The organism is Snodgrassella sp. W6238H11 (assembly GCF_016100525.1).
Taxonomy (GTDB): Bacteria; Pseudomonadota; Gammaproteobacteria; order Burkholderiales; family Neisseriaceae; genus Snodgrassella; species Snodgrassella alvi.
The window spans coordinates 533,007-550,706 of record NZ_JACFSH010000001.1 but is presented as its reverse complement, the minus strand read 5'-3'; the positions used below and the strand labels follow the sequence as shown (position 1 = coordinate 550,706).

Genomic DNA, 17,700 nt, shown 5'->3' with positions numbered 1-17,700 from the left:
AAACTGATTATTTTTCTACGGTTAAGTTTATCTTTAGTTATGATAAAATAAAACCATAATTTGTTATTTAATGTTTGTTTAAGATTTTAAGCAATAATAAGTACAAATTGAAAAATAAATGAAAAATATACTTGATTGAAAAAGCAGTCTAAAAATTATCGAAATAATAAAACAGTATTTGTAGTTATAAGTTCTGCGTTATCAGTAACCCGATATTTAGATTCATTTAAAACACACTTGAAAATTTAATCAAGTTTGACCATACATGCGCCGGTACTGAAAAAAGTTGCCAGAATTGCCTGTGCTGCAACCTGATCCAGTATTTGTTTACGCTTTTTCCCAAAAACTAAAGCTTCATTTAGCAAACTTTCGGCGACTACAGATGTCCAGCGCTCATCTACCCAGTATACCGGTAAATTAAAACGACCATGTAAACGGTTACCAAAACGGCGACAAAGAGCAGTAGCCTCATCGTCCTCACCATCTGCATGAGTGGGAAGACCTACTACAAGCACCTGTGGCCGCCATTCATTTATTAAAGTTTTAATACGGCTAAAATACTGTTCATTACTGATAACAGTAATAGTTTCCAACGGATGTACACTCGCCAGCTCAGCTTCACCGACGGCTACTCCTATCCGTGCGCTTCCGAAATCAAATCCGAGTACAGTGCCACGCTTTAGGGGAGAAGGGATTGATTCAGGCATGGCCCACCAATACGCTCAGATTGGCAATATCAATATTTAATAACTGCAAAGCAGCTTTGTAACGTTGCTTATAAGGCATATCAAATAAAATCTGGTTATCTGCAGGCACGGTTATCCAGCTATTATTTGCCAGCTCCTGCTCCAGTTGTCCGGCAGACCAGCTGGAATAACCAATAGTAGCTACAGCTTTATCAACTTCATTTTCCTGCGTAAGCCCCAGAATAATATCGCGAGAAGTAGTCATGGCTATATCGTCAGTTACCAGCAAACTGCTTTCCCATGAACCTGTCGGAGTATGTACCAGAAATCCGCGGTCTACTTGAACCGGACCGCCCATCAGAACATTTTGTCCGTGAAAACGTTCCGGTGTAGGGGTTTTAGCAGAATCAAACAGTAAATCCATCATAATCGGTGATGGTTTATTTACAATGATACCCATAGCACCGTCTGCACTATGTTCACACAGATAAATCACGCTTTCTTTAAAAAACGGGTCTTCCATTGACGGCATAGCAATCAGAAAATGATTGGCCAGAGAGAATCCGGACGGAGCGTTTTGTTGTGCAGCCATATTGTGCTTATCCATGAAAATGATGTCAGACTATATAAATTAATATGTCGTTAAATTGGGTCTGTTTTACAGTTTCTCAAGCGTATGCTTTTCGCTATAATTCTATCTTACTCCGAACCGGATTGTTTTATCCGGTTTTTAAAATTTTATCAAAACAGCTAATACTGGCAGACTGAGTCAAAGACAGCCATCACAGAAAGGTCAATTGTGTCATTAATTAAACCTGTTGTGCTTTTAATTCTGGATGGTTTCGGCCATCGTGCCGAAGGAAATGACAATGCAATTTTACTGGCGCATACTCCTTATATCGATAACTATCGTCAGCACTATGCTTATGGCACGATAGATGCTTCAGAACGAATGGTCGGATTGCCTGTTGGCCAGTTTGGTAATTCAGAAGTGGGTCACCTGAATATTGGTGCAGGCAGAGTTGTACCTCAGGATATTACCCGAATCGATATGGCTATTGAAGACGATACTCTTGAACAAAATCCGGTTTTGCAACAGGCATGGAATAATCCGAATCATACTGTACATCTGCTGGGCTTATTTTCTGATGGTGGTGTGCATAGCCATATAGAACATTTTTTTGCAGTTATAGATGCCGCACTAGCTGCCGGCATGCAAAAAATTGTTGTCCATCCATTTCTTGATGGGCGTGATACACCGCCGCAAAGTGCCCGTCCCTATCTGCAACGCCTGCAACAATATATGCAACAGCATTCTCAGATATTATGCGGTGCCCTTGTCGGACGTTTTTTTGCCATGGACAGGGACAATCGATGGGATCGGGTTGAAGCTGCTTATAATGCCTTATTCGGAGATGCGCCCTACCAGGCTGATTCCCCTGTTACTGCATTAGAGGCTGCTTATGCCCGTGGCGAGCAGGATGAATTTGTCAAACCTACCATTGTCAGCCCGCAGGCAAGGCTGCTAGATGGTGATGCCATTCTGTTTCTCAACTTCCGCGCTGATCGCGCACGTGAATTAACTCAAGCTCTTACTTTTGCTGATTTCGATGGATTTAAACGCAAGTATCGTGTACAACCGGGCTATTTTGCCACTATCACTGCTTACGGGACACAATTCAGCAATTCGGTAATGTTCGAAAAACAACCTGTAAATAATGGTTTGGGAGAATTTTTGGCCGGACAGGGTCTTAGCCAGCTCCGCATAGCGGAAACAGAAAAATACCCGCACGTAACTTATTTTTTCAGCGGCGGTCGGGAAGAACCTTATATTGGTGAAGAAAGGATTATGATTCCTTCACCCAAAGTGACTACATATGATTTACAGCCAGAAATGAGTGCTGTCGGCATTACTGAACAAATTATTGATAGTCTGAAACATCATCGTCATGATGTTATTATTTGTAACTTTGCCAATGGTGATATGGTTGGACATACCGGTTCACTTGACGCCGCTATAAAAGCAGTAGAAACACTAGATAGTTGTGTTGCACAGGTTGTCGAAACAACACTTTCTGCAGGCGGAGAAGTGATTATTACTGCCGATCACGGTAACTGTGAACACATGTATGATGAAAAAAATCAGCAACCTCACACACAACATACAGTTGAACCGGTCCCATTTATCTATATAGGGCGTAAGGCTACAATCCGTTCAGGCGGAGCGCTTAAAGATGTAGCGCCTTCTCTTTTAACTGCTCTGGGACTGACTCCGCCTGCAGAAATGACAGGGCAGAACCTGATTGAATTCACAGATAAATAATGAAATCTTTATTCTGTCTCATTCTGATATGGTGCAGTACCCTTTTCTCTTTGGCTATCGCTGCCAATAATCAGAAAATCCAACAGCCAACTGGTGAACTGAAACAGGTTCACCAGGCTATTTCAGCAACACAAAACCAGATCAGTAAAACTACGGTTGAACAGAAAAAAATTGATGCCTCAATGGCTGCAACAGACCAGCAGCTTAACCAGGCAAAAAATGAGCTTCACCGCATTCAACAACAGCAACAGACCAGTATGCGGCAGTTACAAACCCTGCAAACCAATCTGGATAAAACCCGTACCCAGATTGCAGAAACTCAGACCCAGATAGCCCGTTTACTTAATGCACATTACCGTAACCGTCAGCCGAACAGCGTATATTTAATGCTAAAAAAGGATCCCTCCGACCAAAAAGGGCGCTCGTTACAATATATACGATATTTAAATGAAGCCAATGAGCAGGTCATTCAGCGTTTACGTGAACAACAATTGCGAATGAATGCACAGCAACAGGCTATTAATAATCAGCAACAACAACTTTCTTCGCTACAAAAAAAACAACAGCAGCTTATTAACAAACTGCGTAATGAACATACTATTCAGCAAAGCAAATCCAGTGTATTAAACCAACAATTACAAGTACAGAATAAGCAATTACAATCATTAAAGGCTGATGAAAAACGATTGAACAATCTTTTAAGCCGTCTTTCTGCTCAGGCAACAATGCGTCGTCTGGCTCAGATTCAGCCTAAACCTCCTAAACAAACCATCAAACCGAAAAATACAGGTCAGCCACAAATTACTCCAAGTAACGATGCTGGTAACAATGATACAGACAGCACCAGACCGCCTTCTACCTTAACTGCAGAAGATTTAGCTTTACAGGCTACAGAAAATATTAAAACACCACTTATTAAAGGTCTTGCACAGAAACAGGGACGCCTTCCCCGACCGGTTAACGGCAGCATATCAGGAAAATTTGGAGAAAATAGACCAAATGGCGGTATCTGGAAAGGATTGTTTTTTTCATGTAACAATGCGGCTGTGCACAGCATTTCTAATGGTAATGTGGTCTATGCTGCTTTTTTACAAGGTTACGGCAATACCGTTATCATTGATCACGGTGAAGGTTATATTAGCATTTACACAGGCTTGTCCTCCGTCAATGTTTCTGCCGGTAGCATTCTTAGCTCTGGTCAAACCATTGGTATAAGTGGTAAATTACCGGACGGTCAGAACGGACTTTATTTTGAAATTCGTTATCATAATCAGGCAATGAATCCATTATCATGGTTGCGTTAACACATATTATGCTTTGCTATTACTTTCAATAATTTTATAGTGTACACTCTGACCGATTTTGAATTTTCATCATAACCTGCTATAAACAGGTTATTGATATCCTGAATTAATGTCGTTATAAGAAAGAACAATAGTAATAATGGCTAAATCTAGATTAAAAAAAGCTGCTTTATATACACTGGGTGCTTTCAGCGGTGTCATTCTCACTTTAAGCATACAGAGTTATGCCAATGAGAAATCCGAGGCTTTACCGGTACAATCTCTGCATACCATGGCGGAAGTTTATGGACAAATTAAAGCCAATTATGTTGAGAATAAAACTGACGATACTATTCTTGAAGGTGCCATGAAAGGGATGGTCAATAATCTTGACCCGCATTCTGAATATCTGACTGTTAAAGATTACTCGGATTTACAGGAAAGCACTACAGGTGAATTTGGCGGCCTCGGTATGGAAATCAGCTCTGAAGACGGGCTGATAAAAATTGTGGCACCTATAGAAGACACGCCTGCTGATCGTGCCGGCATCAAAAGCGGTGACTACATCGTTAAAATTGACAGCGAATCAACTCGCAACATGACCACTACCGAAGCTGTAAAAAGAATGCGCGGTAAACCGGGAACCAGTATAACTCTGACTTTAGCTCGTAAAGATGAAGCACAGCCAATTGTATTACATCTGACAAGAGCAATTATTAAAGTTAAAAGTGTACGTTACAAACTTCTGGAACCTGATTACGGTTACGTACGCATTACTCAGTTTCAGGAACATACTGTAAGTCTGCTGGCTGATGCTATTAAAGATTTAGAAAAACAGAACAAACAGCCTTTGAAAGGTCTGGTACTCGACTTACGCGATGATCCGGGTGGTCTGTTAAACAGTGCTGTTGGTGTATCCGCAGTATTCCTGAAACCGGGCGTAAAAGTTGTCAGCACGAAAAACCGTGATAAAAAAGAAGGTATGGTATTAAAAGCTATTCCTAAAGATTATGTAGTTAAAGGCAATGATCCGCTAGTAAATATGCCTGAAGAAATTAAAACCATACCGATTACAGTTTTAGTAAATTCAGGTACCGCTTCTGCTTCTGAAATTGTCTCCGGTGCGCTTCAAGACTATAAACGTGCTGTAATTGTAGGTACACAAAGCTTTGGCAAAGGTTCGGTACAAACAGTAATTCCTCTATCAAATGGTGGTGCGGTTAAACTGACAACTGCGCTGTATTACACTCCTAATGACCGATCAATACAGGCACAGGGTATCGTTCCTGATGTTGAAGTAAAAGATAAAAACCGAAAATTTGAAAGCCGCGAAGCTGATCTTGGCGGACATCTGAGTAACCCGTTAGGTGGTAAGGAGGTAAAAGGAGGATTAGAAGGCAGTCAGAAAAAAACCACTTCTCCGGCTTTTGCCAGTGAACCTGTAAATCAGCTTAACGAAGATTCGGATAAAGACAGTACCAAGGAAGTTAAAACTGGTAAAGACGAAAATCAAACCAATAAAGGTACAATTACTGCTGATAAAAAAGATAGCAAGAAAAAGGATGAAGAAGACTGGCTGGCGAGACGTGAACCTAACCCAGCAAAAGATGCTCAGTTAAAATCTGCTCTGGATCTGGTAAAAGACCCGGTAAAATGGAATCAGTCATTGGGACTGGCTGCTAAAAAACCAGTTAAAACTAACGACAAAAAGGATAAAAAATAAAATTTTATCTTTAAAAAACAGATAGCTTTAAGCTATCTGTTTTTTATTAAATGTATTTAATTTATTTGCAAAATCATATAGACAAACCAAAACCCAATTGCAGAGAAAAAGAACTAAATCTACATATACTTCAATAATATTTAAAAGTACCTGATAATGAATTCAAATCATGTCTTTACACTTTTAAATAAAAAGAACTTATAAAATATTAAAATAATTAAAAATCCAACTTACTCAAAAATAATGTTTGCATAATAGACTCAATAACAACAAATAAAATTGAATGAATATAAACAATTAACTTGCCACAAACTATTAAGGAAAAGTTTTAGTTAATACCTTAATACTTTTAGGTTGGGAAGTTTCCAATAATGATATTTACCTAAAAATAGTAAATAACCCACTCTTTTTTACTTTTCATCTAGTGAAATTTTAGCCCCAACAAATTTATTTAATATTTAACTCAATTGAATTAAGTACTATGAATTAAATAAAAACTTTTAATTTGAACAAAATAAAAATTGATTTATTTAGTTTGAAAATATTAAACAATTTTTATCTGTATGGCCAATCTTTCAATAATATCAATGTTTCAAAGTTAGTTGACGGTAATTTATTTGCAAATAGATTACAGTTAATGATGAATAACAAACAATTAGCTCAATATCTGTAGACGCAGAAGTTATAACTCGCTATGAAAACGATTTTATGATTTATTGGCACTTTATTATCTTTCTCTATACTTACTTACTGTATCAATTTCACATAATATAAAAATTTAATTAAGCAAAACTAAAAATCTTTAAATAAATCATTTATATATGAAATTTCTATATTTATTAATCAAAAAATAAAGGCTGCTAATAAAATTAGCAGCCTTTATTTTACGAACCGAAAAACTTATTTTTTCAGTTCATTAGCCAGATATAACCAAGTTTCAATTACGGTATCAGGATTCAGAGAGATAGTCTCAATTCCCTCCTCAATCAACCATTTAGCAAAATCAGCATGGTCAGACGGTCCTTGTCCGCAAATACCAATATATTTGTTTAATTTACGGCAAGCTTGAATTGCCAGACTGAACATCACTTTAACAGCCGGGTCACGTTCATCAAAAGTACCTGCGATCGGACCACCACTATCACGATCCACACCCAGTGTTAACTGAGTCATATCATTTGAACCAATAGAGAATCCATCAAAGTATTTCAGGAACTGTTCGGCCAGTACTGCATTGGTTGGCAGTTCACACATCATAATCAGGCGCAGACCATTTTTACCACGTTCCAGTCCATTGTCTTTCAATGCGCGTACGACATTTTCAGCCTCTTTCAATGTACGTACAAATGGAATCATGATTTCAACATTAGTTAATCCCATTTCATCACGCACATATTTCAGTGCTTTACACTCAAGCGCAAAGCAATCTTTGAAATCATCAGAAACATAACGGGCTGCACCGCGGAAACCCAGCATCGGATTTTCTTCATGAGGCTCGTATTTATTACCACCTAAAAGATTGGCATATTCATTTGACTTAAAGTCAGACATACGCACAATTACTTTTTTCGGATACACAGAAGCTGCCAGTGTTGCCACACCTTCAGCAATTTTATCAATATAAAAGTCTACCGGAGATGAATAGCCGGAAATTCTGTCAGTAATGGTGGCTTTCATCTGTTCATCTTGCTGATCAAACTCCAGCAAAGCACGAGGATGAATACCAATCTGGCGGTTAATAATAAATTCCATTCGTGCCAGACCAATACCATAGCCCGGTAAACCAGAGAAGCTGAATGCCAACTCAGGATTACCTACATTCATCATGATTTTGGCTGGTGATTCAGGCATATTATCTAAAGGTATTTCATTGACATCAACTTTCAGTAAACCCTCATATACATAGCCCGTATCCCCTTCGGCACAGGACACCGTTACTTCCTGACCATCCTGCAAAGCAGAAGTTGCATTACCACAGCCAACCACTGCCGGAATACCCAGTTCACGCGCAATAATGGCTGCGTGACAAGTACGTCCGCCACGATTGGTAATAATTGCAGAGGCACGTTTCATAACCGGTTCCCAGTCCGGATCGGTCATATCAGTAACCAGTACGTCACCTGGCAACACTTTATCCATTTCATCAACAGATTTGACCAGACGCACTTTACCCTGACCGACTTTCTGACCGATGGCGCGACCCTCTACCAGAATGGCAGATTTGTCATTAATCTGATAGCGACGCAGTACACGGCTGTTATTTTCCTGTGATTTCACAGTTTCAGGACGAGCCTGCAAGATATACAGTTTGCCATCAATACCATCACGACCCCATTCAATATCCATCGGACGGCCATAATGTTCTTCAATAGTCAGTGCATACTGAGCCAGCTCAGTAATTTCTTCGGCACTGATTGAGAATTTTTTGCGGTCAGCAACATCAACATCTACTGTCTGTACAGATTTACCTGCCTGAGCCGCATCAGTGAAAACCATTTTAATCAGTTTAGAACCCATGGTTTTACGCAGAATCGCAGGACGACCGGCACGCAGAGTTGGTTTATGTACATAGAATTCATCCGGATTTACTGCACCCTGTACAACAGTCTCACCCAGACCATAGGATGATGTAATGAATACAACCTGATCAAAACCAGATTCTGTATCCATGGTGAACATCACCCCGGAGGCGCCTTTATCAGAACGCACCATCCGCTGAACACCGGCAGACAGAGCCACTACATCATGAGCAAAATTCTTGTGCACACGGTAGGAAATGGCGCGATCGTTATACAAAGAAGCAAATACATGATGCATAGCTTCTTTAACATTATCATAACCGCTTATATTCAGAAATGTTTCCTGCTGACCGGCAAAAGAGGCATCAGGTAAATCTTCGGCAGTCGCAGAAGAGCGTACAGCCACGCAAATCTGGTCAGTACCGGCATCAGCTACCATTTTTTCCCATGCTGCCTGTAAATCTGCTTCCAGTTCAGGCGGAAATGGGGTGTCCATGATCCATTGACGGATCTGTTTACCTACCCGGGCCAGTTCGGCAACATTATCTACATCCAGTGCCTTTAGCTCGTTATTGATACGTTCACTCAAACCTTCGTAAGCAAGAAAATTGCGATAGGCTTCGGCAGTGGTAGCAAAACCACCGGGTACACGCACACCTTTTTCGGTGAGCTGTGAAATCATCTCGCCAAGAGATGCATTTTTGCCGCCGACGCTTTCAACATCAGTCATGCGCAGATTTTCAAACCAGATTACGTTATTACCGGCCATGATGGTTATCCAGTGAGGAGTGGGAAAGTTGAAGACGACCTATTCTAACTAGTCAGGTATAAAATGTCATGTATTTTTGGCTATTTATCCGCCCATAATTGAGGATAATTTATCCCTAATCAAACACTATTCAAATACAAATCCTTGATACCTTAAGTATTTTAATTACATTTTCAATTATTTAGATTAAAATATCAATTTATACATTTTTTTAGCAATTTTAATCTAAAATTATCTTTTTATTCAATAAAACATTAATTTTATTGCTTAAATTTTATATATTCAGTCTATTTTTATTTTTTTAGTATCAATGTTGAAAAAAAACCAATATTTTACGCAGGAACTGGAAGAAACTTCATTTACAATGGATAATTCATAAAGTCACATTCCTTTTTAACTCTGAATTATGTAGATTGATTATGAAACCAGTACGCCAAGTCTTTTTTGTTTCTGACCGAACGGGTATCACCGCCGAAAGTATGGGTCTTGCTTTATTGAACCAGTTTGACAATATAGAATTCAAGCGTGCTACTTATCCATTTGTAGATACAGAAACAAAAGCTCGTGAGATTGTTGCTTTAATTAATAATGCAGCAAACCACTGTGAAGCGCGTCCGCTGGTTTTTTCTAGCATCGTTGATGAAAATGTCCGTAAACTGATTAAAACCAGTGCAGGGCTGCATATGAGTTTTTATGATGCATTTATTGGTGAGCTGGAAGATGAACTTGCCACAGAAGCAAATCATTCCATTGGCAGAACCCATGGAATGCACGATACTGAACGCTATGATAAGAGAATGGAAGCAATCAATTTTACTCTTAATCATGATGATGGAATTACTGATCGCGAATTGAAAAAAGCTGATGTGATTCTGATGGGCGTTTCTCGCAGCGGTAAAACGCCTACTTGTCTTTATCTGGCATTACAGTATGGAATTCGTGCTGCAAATTATCCTCTTATTCCAGAAGATCTGGAAAGCAGTGAATTACCTAGAATGCTGCAACCATTCCGGCAAAAATTATATGGGCTAACCATAGATGCAGACCGTCTGCACCATATTCGTTCGGAGCGTCGTCCTGATTCCCGTTATGCCAGTCGTGATAATTGCCGACGTGAGATTTTAACCGCCGAAGATATGTTCCGCCGTTTTAATATTCCATATACCAATACAACTCATAAATCTATTGAAGAACTGGCTGCAAGTATTATTTTAGCGGCAAAATTACAACGGCGGTTTTAGGTTGTTTCGTTATAAAGTTTTGCCCTGAATAAATTCAGGGCCTTTATTTTAACTTGCAATCATGATTTGTATTTATCTTGTATCAGTAATAGACGAATAAATTAAGCAGCTTTAATATTAAATCAATCTTTGAACGCGTGAATATTATTATCTAAACACATGGCATATTTTTTATATACTATCCAAGGTAACTGTACTATATCTAAATTTCCAAATTAAAATATGTCCAACTATTCAGATAACATCCGGAAGTGCTGAGACTATTATCCTGTGGTCAGACACATGGATAATAGTGTTGCAATGATATACTTTAGATTATTATTCTCTTGCTTTAATGACGTAATCAATAAAGCATGCTTATTTGTATTTCTTAATTACATTCTATAATTAATATTCATTTAACATAATCGTTAACATCAGTAATTATTACTTAGTCAGTAAATTTTCTCGCCAGCAAAAACAACGAATAATCTTGGCCTCAATATAATAATGATATTTTTAATTTAATTCTAAAAATTTATTTTTATTATGTGTTTAGATTAATATCTTTTGTTACCAATAAATCGAATTATTATCAATTTAAGTTAAGTTTTCTTGCCATTTTGTTTTTCTCATGGGATTATGAATCATAAAAATCAAAATTGTTTTAACTATTAATCCTTTGAGACAATTTTATGCAGCCGCGTCCAATCATAGGTATACCATGTGATGTAAAGCAGATAGGTAAGTGGAATTTTCACGCTGTCGGTGAAAAATACATTCATGCGGTTCAGGACAGTGTCGGCGATGTTATTTTACTTCCGGTGCTGTCTGATCAGGAAGTTTTAACTCGCCTGCTCAAATTGGTTGATGGTGTTTTTTTACCCGGTTCTTATTCAAATATAGACCCGAAATGGTATGGTGAATTATCGGCACGAGATGGAACGTTACAGGATGCTGCCCGTGACCATACTGTTTTACCGCTAATTAAATATATTATTGATAGTGGTATACCACTTCTGGGTGTTTGCCGCGGTCTGCAGGAAATCAATGTCGCACTTGGTGGTGACCTGCACCAGCATATACAGGAAATACCCGGTTATCTGGATCATCGTGAACCCGATAATCAGCCAATTGAAATTCAATATGGCGATGCGCATGCGGTTAATCTGAAAACAGACAGTTTATTGATGCTGTGGCTGGCAACAGACCACAAACAGTATCAGGTCAATTCTTTACATCAGCAAGGAGTAAAAACGTTAGCACCCGGGCTTAGCATAGAAGCAACTGCTCCAGATGGTCTTATTGAAGCATTCAGGATTGATGCAGCGTCAATATTTGGCTATGCAGTGCAGTGGCATCCCGAATGGCAATATGGGAGTAAGCCGCTTTCTATCGCTATTTTTAAAGCTTTTCGTGAAGCATGTATGCAATATAAATTGCACAGGCAAAAGGAATCATTTTAAGGTGACTTATGTATGATGACATATTTAACTGGCTTAAAGAACATGGTATCACTGAAGTAGAATGTATCTTACCGGACATTACAGGTGTGGCTCGCGGTAAAATTATTCCGAAAGATAAATTTATATCTGAACCGGATATGCGACTACCCGAGGCAGTATTATTGCAAACAGTAACCGGAGAATATCCACAATCCAGCCTTCTGGATGAAACAGATGCGGATATGGAGTTAAAGCCAGACCAGACTACTCTGCGCTTTGTTCCCTGGGCTCAGGATCCGACAGCATCACTAATATTTGATTGTTTCTCTCCTGACGGTTTACCGGTTGAAACTGCGCCGCGCAATGTACTCAAACGCATATTAAAATTGTATGAAAATATGGGGCTGGAACCCATCGTTGCTCCGGAAATGGAATTCTATCTGATTTCACCCAACCCCGATCCAGATGTCCCCCTGCAACCTCCGATCGGCCGTACCGGACGCAGTGAATTCGGACGACGGTCTTATGCTGTAGATGCAGTAAATGAATTTGACCCTCTGTTTGAAGAAATTTACGACTACTGCCATGAACAAAACCTTGAAGTTGATACGCTGATTCATGAAATTGGTGCAGCACAGATGGAAATCAATTTCCTGCATGGTAATGCTCTGGATTTAGCCGATCAGGTATTTTTATTCAAACGCACAGTACGTGAATCTGCCTTTCATCATAAAATGTATGCCACTTTTATGGCTAAGCCTATGGAAGGAGAACCGGGCAGTGCCATGCATATCCATCAGAGTTTGAACAACGTAGAGAATGGTAATAATGCATTCAGCAGTGATGATGGCACTCCTTCAGAACTATTTTTTCATTTTATTGGCGGCCTGCAAAAATACCTGCCGCAAACCATGCCCTTTTTTGCTCCGTATGTTAATTCTTTCCGCCGGCTGACCCGGTTTACAGCTGCACCCACTAATGTTGAATGGGGTTATGACAATCGCACTGTAGGTTTACGTGTCCCGCGTGCTAAAGCCAAAGGAAGACGGATTGAAAACCGGCTGGCCGGAGTAGATGTGAATCCTTATCTGGCGATTGCCTGCTCACTGGCTTGTGGTTATCTGGGAATTAAAGAACAGCTACAACCGCGTGCTCCGCTGAGCAGTAATGCGTATTCATTACCTTATCAGTTCCCTACTACACTTGAAGAATCAATAGAACGTTTACGCCAGTGTGAACCAATTCATGAAATACTGGGTCAGCGCTTTGTTGAGATGTACATTGCCGTAAAAGAGCAGGAAGTTTCAGAATATTTTCGTGTTATCAGCCCTTGGGAGCGCAAATATCTGTTATTGCATGTCTGAAACCATCTCAATAGCATATTTCAACTGTTATTCTTGTACTTGTACATTGAATGATTGCTTATAACATTTTAAAACAAAGGAGTTTTTATGAGTAATAAAACCGATGTGAGGCTGGCTGTAAAACATCATTTACATCCATTTTCCGATAATGCTGAGCTTAAAAAGCACGGTGTACGCATGATGGTTAAAGCAAAAGGCATTTATGTATATGATAGTGACGGCAATGAAATCATTGACGGTATGGCCGGGTTGTGGTGTGTCAATATTGGATACGGAGAAAAAAAACTGGCTAAAATTGCCGAGAAACAAATGCAAGTGCTGCCGTTTTACAATACTTTCTTCAAAACAACCCATCCTGCAATCATTAAATTATCGGAAAAACTGGTTGAAATCACACCGGAGGGATTTAATCATGTGTTTTATACCAACTCCGGTTCTGAATCGGTTGATACCATGATACGTATGGTGCGCCATTACTGGGCATCTATCGGCAAGCCTTCTAAAAAAGTGATCATTGGTCGCTGGAACGGCTATCACGGCTCTACCTTAGGCGGAGCAAGTCTGGGTGGTATGAAAGGCATGCATGAGCAAGGTGATTTACCGATTGCCAATATAGTTCATATAGAACAACCCTGGTATTACGGCTTAGCCAAAACTGGTGAAAGTGAAGAAGAATTCGGTATTCGTGCTGCAAACTGGCTTGAAGAAAAAATTCTTTCACTGGGTGCGGATAAAATTGCAGCGTTTGTTGCAGAACCGATTCAGGGTGCTGGCGGAGTGATCATTCCTCCTGCAAGTTACTGGCCGCGAATTGAAGCTATCTGTAAAAGATATGACGTACTACTGGTAGCTGATGAAGTAATTTGCGGCTATGGGCGCACTGGCAAATGGTTTGGATTCGAAACTTTTGGTTTCACGCCAGATATTTTTACGACAGCTAAAGGACTGTCCTCCGGCTATTTACCGATCGGGGCAGTTCTGGTCAATGACAAAGTAACAGAAGGTTTGCTGGCCGGGGGTGAGTTTAATCATGGCTTTACTTACAGCGGGCATCCGGTTTCAGCCGCAGTTGCCTGTGCGAACCTGAATATAATTGATAAAAAGAATCTGATTGAAAAGGTACGTACCAAAACAGGTCCTTATATGCGTAAGCGCTGGCAGGAAACATTCAGTCAGTTTAAATATGTTGCTGATATTCGCAGTGAAGGATTGATGTGTGGTTTTACACTGGTAAAAAACCGTGATACTCGCGAGTTCTTTGATGATTTCGGCACTACAGGTTTGATTTGCCGCGATATCTTTTTTAAGAACAATCTGATTTTCCGTGCCTGTGGTGACCATATCGTAGCGGCTCCTCCGCTAATTATTTCCAAAAAGGAGATAGATAATATGCTGGCAATCGCCAGTGTGTGCATGCGTGAATTTGAGGAACTTATGGACAAAAAGCTGGACTGTAAGACAGATAAGGCTGCCTGAAATTGATTAAACAAAAACCTGGGTGACCGCTCAGGTTTTTGTTTATTTTAGAGAGTGAATTTATCGCTCTTATTCTATGCTTTTCAAAGCAACTGATGGTGCCGGATTGAGCAACATATTTGCATTCTGCACAGTTAAAGTGAGCGGTACAGTTCGCTTAACCAGTACCAGCCCATAAACAGCTGCCAAATGTGGCCACCAGCGATTACCTATATATTCTATAGCCTTGTGATTATCACCGTAACAGGCCGGAATACCATAACCCATAAACTGGCCTTCTTCCAGAAACAGACCAAAGCGTTGCATCTTATCAACAGCCGTACGGGCAGACAATAACTTTAAAGCAGAATGACCTTTCAGGCTGCTCTGATAAAACAGGCGCCAATATCCATGAATATTTAAGCCGGTCAGTACAAGATGCCCGCCGGGCACCAGAACACGAGCTATTTCAGCTATAGAATCTTCATAATCGGATAAAGTATCCAGACCATGAGGCCAGATAATGGTATCTATACTTTGCTGAGCCCAGGGTAAGGCCTTACATTCAGCAATAACTGCTGTACCACTATCGGCTATATTACTTTGTATAATATACTGGGACTCAGCTGCACAAACATGCTGGAACTGCCATTGTGATATACCGCATTGTAATATGGTGCCAAAACGCAACCCTGCTAATTTATGCAGGATAAACTGCTGCTCCAGCCGGCTTAAATAGAGACCAAATTTATGTTCGGCCAGCCAGTTTTCCAATTGCTGAGTATTCATTCAAACACCATTATGTACCATATTAAATCTAAGCTGCAGACCATTGAATCATTTTATTGCATTTACATCATTACTGTAAAAATAGGGATTTATCCTTGACCGTTAAGAATTTCCTCTTTAATATTAATAGGATTTTGCACAAATTTTACGGTTAAACGAATGGCTAAATTGAAGCATATGGTACTGGCACTTACTGGCCTGATACTTGCTCCCTCATTATCATTTGCCCAATCTTACACCAGTAATGGCATTGGTTTATCAATAATGAATCTGAATGCGGCTACCCTGAAAGGAAAAACGTATTCTAATCATGATATCTGGGGGCGCATGCGTCAGGATTTCCGTATGACCGAGGTTAATCCTGAAATTATTCGCCGGCAGGAGCAGTATTATTCAAGCCACAGCGATTACTTTAACCGCACGGTTGTGCGCAGTCAGCCTTATTTATATCACATCGTAAATGAAGCAGAAAAACGCCAGATGCCGGCTGAAGTAGCTTTACTGCCGTTTATTGAGAGTGCTTTCGTCAGTAAGGCTCAGTCGCGGGTAGGAGCTTCCGGTCTGTGGCAGTTTATGCCCAGTAGCGGTCGACAGTACGGGCTGGAACAGACTAATCTCTATGATGGTCGTCACGACGTATATGCAGCGACCGATGCTGCTTTAACTTATCTGCAATATCTTTATAGCCTGTTTGGTGATTGGTCACTGGCTCTGGCGGCCTATAACTGGGGAGAAGGTAATGTTGGTAAGGCTATCAAACGTGCCCAGCTGGCCGGTATAGATCCTACCTATGAAAATCTGCGCATGCCAAATGAAACCCGCAATTATGTGCCGAAATTACTGGCTGTGCGGAATATTATCGAAAATCCGCAGGCCTTTGGTGTTAATCTGGTTTCTGTACCGAACCGTCCCTACTTTGAAGCAATCAGCATTGATCAGCCAATTGATATTGATGCAGCTGCCCGACTGGCGAATATTTCGACTTCAGAATTTTTAACTCTTAATCCAAGTTTCAAGAGTCCGGTTTTTATTCCTAAAGAAAATCGTAAAATGCTGCTGCCGATTACCGCAGTAAATACTTTTGAACGCAATTACCGCAACGCAGATAAAAATACTCTGCTTTCATGGAATATCTTTAAAGCATATTCAACCACCAGTGTAGCTGATTTAGCTGCACAAACCGGAATGAGCAGTGCAGAAATCAAGCGGCTGAATAATTTGTCCAGCAATACTGTACCAGCCGGTCGCAGCCTGCTTATCAGTAAAAATAGTTTGAACACTCAGCTTATGGATTCTTTCCGCAACAGTGATACAGATCCATTACTGAATATTGCTATGGCAAAACCAGTATTACCTCCGGGCACGTTTGTGACTCATCCGGCAGCAACTACTGTTGCTCAGGCTGATAAAGTTACTGATACCGGCAATGTATCTGTACCAGCTCTTACTGAAACAGTTACAACCACAACATCCACTGTACTGAATACTGACCAGCCGTCACCGGTCAATACAACAGTACAAACCCAAACCATAACCGTGGCTGAAAACGCAGCAACCCCGGCTGAATTGCCCGCTCCTGTTGCAAACAATAAGGATGCACTGATGCAGGTTGCACAGGATGCGCAATTACAGGCAGCTGCTGCGGCTTCTGTTCAAAAAGCACTGGCACAGGCTGAACGTGAAGAAGCTCAGACTGCTGCTCGTCTGGCTGAAAACCGTAATGAACGCACCCTACGCAATATCATCAACGTTGCGGACAAACGCAGTAATATTGCTCATAAAGTGAATAAGGGTGATACATTGTATTCAATTGCCCAGCGCTATAATATCAATGTAGCTGATCTGGTTACTGCCAATAATCTGCGCGGTCATAATCTGCAGGTTGGTCAGGTACTGAAAATTAGCCCGAATCAGGATAATAAACGGATGCTGGCTGCTGTACGCAAAGGTAAAGACTCTAAATCCGGTGTAGTCCCTGTTTCATACACGGTAAAAAAAGGCGATACACTTAGCAGCATAGCTCAGCGCCTGAATATTCCTGTAAGTAAATTGCAAAAAGTACATGGGAAACAAGTATTACGTCCCGGTCAGAAAATTAAGCTGACCAATCTGTAATTTTACAGC

General features: G+C 40.3%; 12 protein-coding genes. 8 read left to right on the top strand and 4 right to left on the bottom strand.

From position 1 onward, the window contains the following. Positions 1-245: 245 nt before the first annotated feature. Positions 246-707 carry a Holliday junction resolvase RuvX gene (gene ruvX / locus H3V00_RS02415; protein ID WP_078475554.1) on the bottom strand — a complete coding sequence of 154 codons (462 nt, stop codon included), beginning with the start codon at positions 705-707 and terminating at the stop codon, positions 246-248. Then, entirely contained in the window at positions 700-1,278 is a 579-nt protein-coding gene (locus tag H3V00_RS02410) for a YqgE/AlgH family protein (protein ID WP_025330647.1), read from the bottom strand. Before H3V00_RS02410 ends, ruvX begins: the two co-directional genes overlap by 8 nt. Before the next feature lie 207 nt (positions 1,279-1,485). Between H3V00_RS02410 and gpmI the strand changes: the two genes are divergently transcribed. From gpmI to H3V00_RS02395, 3 genes are all read left to right on the top strand, one after another. Continuing rightward, a complete protein-coding gene (gene gpmI, locus H3V00_RS02405) occupies positions 1,486-3,009 on the top strand; it encodes a 2,3-bisphosphoglycerate-independent phosphoglycerate mutase (protein WP_198206544.1) in 1,524 nt (507 codons plus the stop codon). Continuing rightward, positions 3,009-4,313 (top strand): murein hydrolase activator EnvC, encoded by a 1,305-nt coding sequence (locus tag H3V00_RS02400; RefSeq protein WP_198206545.1) that lies wholly within the window; start codon positions 3,009-3,011, stop codon positions 4,311-4,313. Before gpmI ends, H3V00_RS02400 begins: the two co-directional genes overlap by 1 nt. Before the next feature lie 139 nt (positions 4,314-4,452). Then, positions 4,453-6,015, top strand: coding sequence for a S41 family peptidase (locus tag H3V00_RS02395; protein ID WP_025330644.1), 1,563 nt, complete (start codon positions 4,453-4,455; stop codon positions 6,013-6,015). 900 nt (positions 6,016-6,915) lie between these two features. On the opposite strand, the gene ppsA is transcribed toward H3V00_RS02395, so the two are convergent. Further along, the gene (gene ppsA, locus H3V00_RS02390; RefSeq protein ID WP_198206546.1) at positions 6,916-9,303 is read right to left on the bottom strand and encodes a phosphoenolpyruvate synthase; all 2,388 of its coding nucleotides are present in this window, start codon (positions 9,301-9,303) and stop codon (positions 6,916-6,918) included. 419 nt (positions 9,304-9,722) lie between these two features. On the opposite strand from ppsA, the gene H3V00_RS02385 reads away from it, so the two are divergent. The 4 genes from H3V00_RS02385 to H3V00_RS02370 all read left to right on the top strand — a co-directional run bounded on the left by H3V00_RS02385 (position 9,723) and on the right by H3V00_RS02370 (position 14,808). Continuing rightward, positions 9,723-10,544, top strand: a complete 822-nt coding sequence (locus H3V00_RS02385; RefSeq protein WP_025330642.1) for a pyruvate, water dikinase regulatory protein — start codon at positions 9,723-9,725, stop codon at positions 10,542-10,544. 674 nt (positions 10,545-11,218) lie between these two features. Further along, on the top strand, positions 11,219-11,989 hold the full coding sequence (locus H3V00_RS02380; RefSeq protein ID WP_198206547.1) for a gamma-glutamyl-gamma-aminobutyrate hydrolase family protein: 771 nt from the start codon (positions 11,219-11,221) through the stop codon (positions 11,987-11,989). A gap of 8 nt (positions 11,990-11,997) precedes the next feature. Beyond that, on the top strand, positions 11,998-13,332 hold the full coding sequence (locus H3V00_RS02375) for a glutamine synthetase family protein (RefSeq protein WP_025330640.1): 1,335 nt from the start codon (positions 11,998-12,000) through the stop codon (positions 13,330-13,332). Between the two features lie 87 nt (positions 13,333-13,419). Beyond that, the gene (locus H3V00_RS02370) at positions 13,420-14,808 is read left to right on the top strand and encodes an aspartate aminotransferase family protein (RefSeq protein WP_198206548.1); all 1,389 of its coding nucleotides are present in this window, start codon (positions 13,420-13,422) and stop codon (positions 14,806-14,808) included. Between the two features lie 69 nt (positions 14,809-14,877). On the opposite strand, the gene H3V00_RS02365 is transcribed toward H3V00_RS02370, so the two are convergent. Continuing rightward, positions 14,878-15,576 carry a class I SAM-dependent methyltransferase gene (locus H3V00_RS02365; RefSeq protein ID WP_078475548.1) on the bottom strand — a complete coding sequence of 233 codons (699 nt, stop codon included), beginning with the start codon at positions 15,574-15,576 and terminating at the stop codon, positions 14,878-14,880. A 159-nt stretch (positions 15,577-15,735) separates the two neighbouring features. Here H3V00_RS02365 and H3V00_RS02360 point away from each other — a divergent pair, with 159 nt between their 5' ends. Next, a complete protein-coding gene (locus H3V00_RS02360) occupies positions 15,736-17,691 on the top strand; it encodes a LysM peptidoglycan-binding domain-containing protein (RefSeq protein WP_198206549.1) in 1,956 nt (651 codons plus the stop codon). The last annotated feature ends 9 nt before the right edge of the window (positions 17,692-17,700 follow it).

What these genes read in the sequence shown, in the direction of transcription:
- H3V00_RS02395 (WP_025330644.1), top strand. Translation starts at nt 4,453, where the DNA reads ATGGCTAAATCTAGATTAAAAAAAGCTGCTTTATATACACTGGGTGCT.
- H3V00_RS02370 (WP_198206548.1), top strand. Translation starts at nt 13,420, where the DNA reads ATGAGTAATAAAACCGATGTGAGGCTGGCTGTAAAACATCATTTACAT.
- ruvX (WP_078475554.1), bottom strand. Translation starts at nt 707, where the DNA reads ATGCCTGAATCAATCCCTTCTCCCCTAAAGCGTGGCACTGTACTCGGA.
- ppsA (WP_198206546.1), bottom strand. Translation starts at nt 9,303, where the DNA reads ATGGCCGGTAATAACGTAATCTGGTTTGAAAATCTGCGCATGACTGAT.
- H3V00_RS02400 (WP_198206545.1), top strand. Translation starts at nt 3,009, where the DNA reads ATGAAATCTTTATTCTGTCTCATTCTGATATGGTGCAGTACCCTTTTC.
- H3V00_RS02380 (WP_198206547.1), top strand. Translation starts at nt 11,219, where the DNA reads ATGCAGCCGCGTCCAATCATAGGTATACCATGTGATGTAAAGCAGATA.
- H3V00_RS02375 (WP_025330640.1), top strand. Translation starts at nt 11,998, where the DNA reads ATGTATGATGACATATTTAACTGGCTTAAAGAACATGGTATCACTGAA.
- H3V00_RS02410 (WP_025330647.1), bottom strand. Translation starts at nt 1,278, where the DNA reads ATGGCTGCACAACAAAACGCTCCGTCCGGATTCTCTCTGGCCAATCAT.
- H3V00_RS02385 (WP_025330642.1), top strand. Translation starts at nt 9,723, where the DNA reads ATGAAACCAGTACGCCAAGTCTTTTTTGTTTCTGACCGAACGGGTATC.
- H3V00_RS02365 (WP_078475548.1), bottom strand. Translation starts at nt 15,576, where the DNA reads ATGAATACTCAGCAATTGGAAAACTGGCTGGCCGAACATAAATTTGGT.
- H3V00_RS02360 (WP_198206549.1), top strand. Translation starts at nt 15,736, where the DNA reads ATGGCTAAATTGAAGCATATGGTACTGGCACTTACTGGCCTGATACTT.